The following is a 4,217-nucleotide window of genomic DNA, read 5'->3' on the forward strand; positions in this document are numbered from 1 at the left end:
GCCGTCGCGCGGTCGGGCAGGCCGATCGGCACGTCGATCCCGACCGAGACCGGCGCCTCCGGTCCGTCGAGGCAGGCGGCGACGGTCTCGAACAGGGCCGCCCGGTGGCGGCCTGGGTCGTCGAGGTCGAGCAGCAGCCCCGCCCAGGCGCCGCGGCAGCCGTCGAGTCCCGCGATCCAGCGCGCCATGCCGGCCTCCTTGTCTCGCCGTCCGGGGAACGGTATCGGCGCGTTCGTCTGACCGACCGCCGTGCAAACGAAAAGGGCCGCCATGACCGAGCGTCGTCCGTGAGCGCCGGGCTCCCCGAGGTCGGCATCCGCGGGCTCGATCCGCGGCTGGCGGGCTGGGGCTTTCCCCGCTGGGGCTCGGCGCAGGCCGCCGGCCTCGACCTCCACGCCTGCCTCGACGCGCCCCTCGACCTCGCGCCGCAGGCCGCCCCGGTGCTGATCCCCGCGGGCTTCGCCGTGCTGATCCGCGATCCCGACTGGTGCGGACTCGTCGTTCCCCGGTCCGGCCTCGGCCATCGCGCCGGCCTGGTGCTCGGCAACGGCACCGGGGTGATCGACGCCGACTACGAGGGCCCGCTAATGGTTTCGGCCTGGAACCGCAACCCGACGGGCGACCCGATCCAGATCGCGCCGGGGGACCGCATCGCGCAACTGGTTTTTACGCGCGTCGCACGGCCGCGCTTGGTGGTCTTCGAGGCGGACGAGACGGCGTCCGGGCGGGGTGGTGGCGGGTTCGGATCGAGTGGGCGGTGATGGACATGCGCGCTTCCCTCCCCGCAAAGGGGGAGGAAAGAGGGGGCGGCCGGTCGCAAGCCCAGTTTGTAAGCCTATTCCGCCGCCGCCTTCACCGCGGCGCAGCCCTCTTCGGGAAGCCCAAAACGGCCGATCGTGTCCTGCAGGCGGAGGGCCGCGTTGATCAGCGCCATGTGCGAGAAGCCCTGGGGGGTGTTGCCGCGCTGCTCGCCGGTCTTCGGGTCGATCATCTCGGCGAACAGGCCGACGTCGTTGCCCCGTGCCAGCAGGCGCTCGAACGCGGCCTTGGCCTCGCCGGTGCGGCCGTCCAGCGCCAAGCATCCGACGCGCCAGAACGCGCAGGCCGTGAACGTGCCCTCGTCTCCGGCGAGCCCGTCGTCCATCCGATAGCGGTAGATCAGGTCGCCGACGCCGAGCTCGTCCTCGATCGCGGCGAGCGTCTTGCGCAGGCGCGGGTCGCTCGGGTCGATCGCCCCGAACAGGGCCGCGCGCAGCACCGCCGCGTCGAGGTGGTGCGAGCCGTAGGCGCCGGTGAAGGCCTGGCGCTCCTCGTTCCAGGCCTTCTCCAGGTAGTCGGCACGGATCTCGGCGGCGATCCGCTCCCAGGTCTCGATCTTCTCCGGCGCGACGCCCTCGATGTTGCGGCCGATCCGGGCGGCGTCGTTCAGCGCCACCCACAGCATCGCCTTGGTGTGGAGTTGCTGGCGCGGGCCGGTGCGCAGCTCCCAGATGCCGTCGTCGGCCGCGTCGCGGCAGGCGATGGCGCGGCGGGTGAGGTTGTCGAGCACCTCCGGCAGGCGATCGTTGACCTTCTCCGGCGGGTCGTAGTCGACCGCTTCGAGGAAGACGCACAGCGCCCGGATCAGCTCGCCGTAGATGTCGTGCTGGTCCTGGCCCTCGGCGGCGTTGCCGACGAGCGGCGGCCCGACGTCGCGCCAGCCCGAGAGGTGGTCGAGCTCCTCCTCCGGCGGCATCGCCTCGGCGATGCCGTAGAGCAGCTTCGTGTCGCGGCCGAAGCTCCCGTCCGCCTCGCGCAGGAAGCGCAGGAACTCGGAGGCCTCGCGGACGTAGCCGAGCATGACGAAGGCGGTGACCGTGAAGGTCGCGTCCCGCATCCAGGTGAAGCGGTAGTCGTAGTTGCGGTTGCCCGGCACCGCCTCGGGCAGGCCGGCCGTGGCGGCTGCGACGATGGCGCCGGTCGGCGAGTAGGTCAGCAGCTTGAGGCAGAGCGCCGAGCGCAGGACCGCGTCGCGATAGGGGCCGTGATAGGTGCAGCGGTCGCTCCAGCGCCGCCAGTAGTCGATGGTGGCCTCGGCGCGGCTCTCGGCGCCGGCGAAGTCGTCGATCGCGGCGCGCTCGCCGTCCTCGCCGTGGGTGAGCACGAGGTAGGCGGTCTCCCCCGCACCGAGGGCGAACCGGCTCTCGGCGATCGCGCCGTCGAGGCTCGGCTCCGGCGCGGCGTTGACGCGCAGCCGCTGCTTGCCGGCCTCGAACAGCACCGTGGCGCCGTCGGCGATTGGGATGCCGTCGCAGCGAGCGTAGTCGAAGGTCGGGCGCACGGTGAAGCGCCCGGCGACGTGGCCGTCGAGGCAGGTGAGCAGGCGGACGAGCCGGCTCTCGCCCTCGCCGTCGGGGCCCTCCTCGGGCTCGGGGGTCGGCGGGTTGACCGGCATCACGTCGACGAGCCGGGCGCTGCCGGTCTCGGTGACGAAGGTCGTCTCCAGCACGTTGGTCTCGGGCAGGTAGCGCCGCGAAGTCGAGCGCAGGCCCTCGAACGCGATGCGGCAGGAGCCGCCCTTGTCGTCGTCCAGCAGCGCGAGGAACAGGGCCGGGGAGTCGTGCCGCGGCCAGCACAGCCAGTCGACCGAGCCGTCGCGGGCGATCAGCGCGGTCGAGTGGGTGTCGCCGATGACGGCGTAGTCTTCGATGGGTTTATACAAGATGCGTTTCCCGGGGGCTCGACCCGTTCTAACGCGCCGCCCGCCCGGTTCGACCGCGCCCGACGAAATGTCACATAGGTTTATAATGCGGGCTCACGCCCCGGCGTGGAATTCCGCGACGTGCTCGGCGACGATCGCGTCGAACGAGGCGTCGGCGGTGAAGCCGAGCGCGTGCGCGCGGTCGGTGGCGAAGGCTTCGGGCCAGGTCTCGATGATGCGCGCGACCGCGTCGTCGGGCTCGCGGCGGATCAGGGCGACCGCCTTGTCGCCGCCGACCTTGCGCAAGGCCTCGATCTCCTCCGCCACGGTGGCCGACACGCCCGGCAGCGTCAGCGACCGGCGCAGGCCGAGGCGGCCGAAGTCGAGCCCGGCCGCGTGGAGCAGGAAGCCGGTGGCGGCTGAGGGGCTGGCGAACCAGTGCCGCACGGTGTCCGGCACCGGCAGGATCGCCGGCCGGCCGGCCAGCGGCTCGCGGATGATGCCGGAGAAGAAGCCGGACGCCGCCTTGTTCGGCTTGCCCGGGCGCACGCAGATCGTCGGAAGCCGTAAGGAGATGCCGTCGAGGAAGCCGCGGCGGGAATAGTCGGCGAGCAGCAATTCGCCCATCGCCTTCTGGGTGCCGTAGGAGGAGGCCGGCGTGACGATCCAGTCGTCGCCGATCACCGGCGGCAGCGGCGGCCCGAACACCGCGAGCGAGGAGGTGAACACCACCTTCGGCCGGTAGCCGTCCGCCGCATGCGCGCGGCGGATCGCGTCGAGCAGCAGGCGGGTGCCGTCGAGGTTGACCCGGTAGCCGAGCTCGAGGTTCGCCTCCGCCTCGCCCGAGACCACGGCTGCAAGGTGGAACACGATGCCCGGGCGCCCGGCGATCGCCGCGTCCGCCGCCCCCGGCGCGGTGAGGTCGGCGGCCTCGGTGCGGACGGTGCCGGCAAAACCCGCGGGCGCGTCGGGCTGGACCACGTCGATCAGGGTGAGCGCGTCGAGCGGGTGGTCGCCGACGGTGCCCGATGCGACCAGGGCCTTGGTGAGGCGGCGGCCGATCATGCCGGCGGCGCCGAGGATCAGGGCGTGCATGGGAAGCTCCTTGGGCGGTGGGCTGACGATGGGATTGGGTGCGCCGATCCTCCGGCCAGCCGTTTCACCACCGTCATTCCGGGGCGCCATGGGCGAGCCTGGAATCCAGAACCGCCGGCGGTGCCGGACCTTGCCGCCTCGGCGGCTCTGGGTTCCGGGCTCTGCTTCGCAGCCCTGGAACGACGGTGGTGAAACGGGCAGCCGGTAAGAGAACCCCGCTCACCGCATCAGGTCGAGGGCGCGCAGGAAGAAGTCGCGACCGCCGAAGTTGCCGGACTTCAGCGCCAGCAGCATCGGGTCGCCGCCGGCGGTGCGCAGAACCGGCACGCCGGCGGCGATCTCGGGCCCGAGCAGGAAGGCCTTCAGCCCGAGGTGGTCGACCACCGCCCCGGAGGTCTCGCCGCCGGCGACGACGAGGCGGCGGACGCCGCGGGCGACGAGG

5 protein-coding genes are annotated in these 4,217 nt (G+C 72.5%); 1 reads left to right on the forward strand and 4 read right to left on the reverse strand.

Annotated elements, in window-relative coordinates; translation table 11 throughout:
• Window positions 1-188: DUF429 domain-containing protein (locus tag FV222_RS18700; protein ID WP_147815365.1), on the reverse strand; the 188-nt coding region annotated here is incomplete at its 3' end.
• A 99-nt stretch (window positions 189-287) separates the two neighbouring features.
• On the opposite strand from FV222_RS18700, the gene dut reads away from it, so the two are divergent.
• A complete protein-coding gene (dut, locus tag FV222_RS18705) occupies window positions 288-761 on the forward strand; it encodes a dUTP diphosphatase (RefSeq protein ID WP_147763970.1) in 474 nt (157 codons plus the stop codon).
• Between the two features lie 74 nt (window positions 762-835).
• Here the strand turns inward: dut and FV222_RS18710 are convergent, their stop codons facing one another.
• The 3 genes from FV222_RS18710 to FV222_RS18720 form a co-directional block, all read right to left on the reverse strand.
• Window positions 836-2,701: a glycoside hydrolase family 15 protein gene (locus tag FV222_RS18710; RefSeq protein ID WP_147754354.1), complete on the reverse strand. Its 1,866-nt coding sequence runs from the start codon at window positions 2,699-2,701 to the stop codon at window positions 836-838.
• A 93-nt stretch (window positions 2,702-2,794) separates the two neighbouring features.
• Window positions 2,795-3,775 carry a D-erythronate dehydrogenase gene (gene denD, locus FV222_RS18715; RefSeq protein WP_147815366.1) on the reverse strand — a complete coding sequence of 327 codons (981 nt, stop codon included), beginning with the start codon at window positions 3,773-3,775 and terminating at the stop codon, window positions 2,795-2,797.
• A 219-nt stretch (window positions 3,776-3,994) separates the two neighbouring features.
• Window positions 3,995-4,217: nucleotide-binding domain containing protein (locus FV222_RS18720; protein WP_281406895.1), on the reverse strand; the 223-nt coding region annotated here is incomplete at its 5' end.

This window comes from Methylobacterium sp. WL103 (assembly GCF_008039885.1).
GTDB classification, from domain to species: Bacteria; Pseudomonadota; Alphaproteobacteria; order Rhizobiales; family Beijerinckiaceae; genus Methylobacterium; species Methylobacterium cerastii.

What these genes read in the sequence shown, in the direction of transcription:
- denD (WP_147815366.1), bottom strand. Translation starts at nt 3,775, where the DNA reads ATGCACGCCCTGATCCTCGGCGCCGCCGGCATGATCGGCCGCCGCCTC.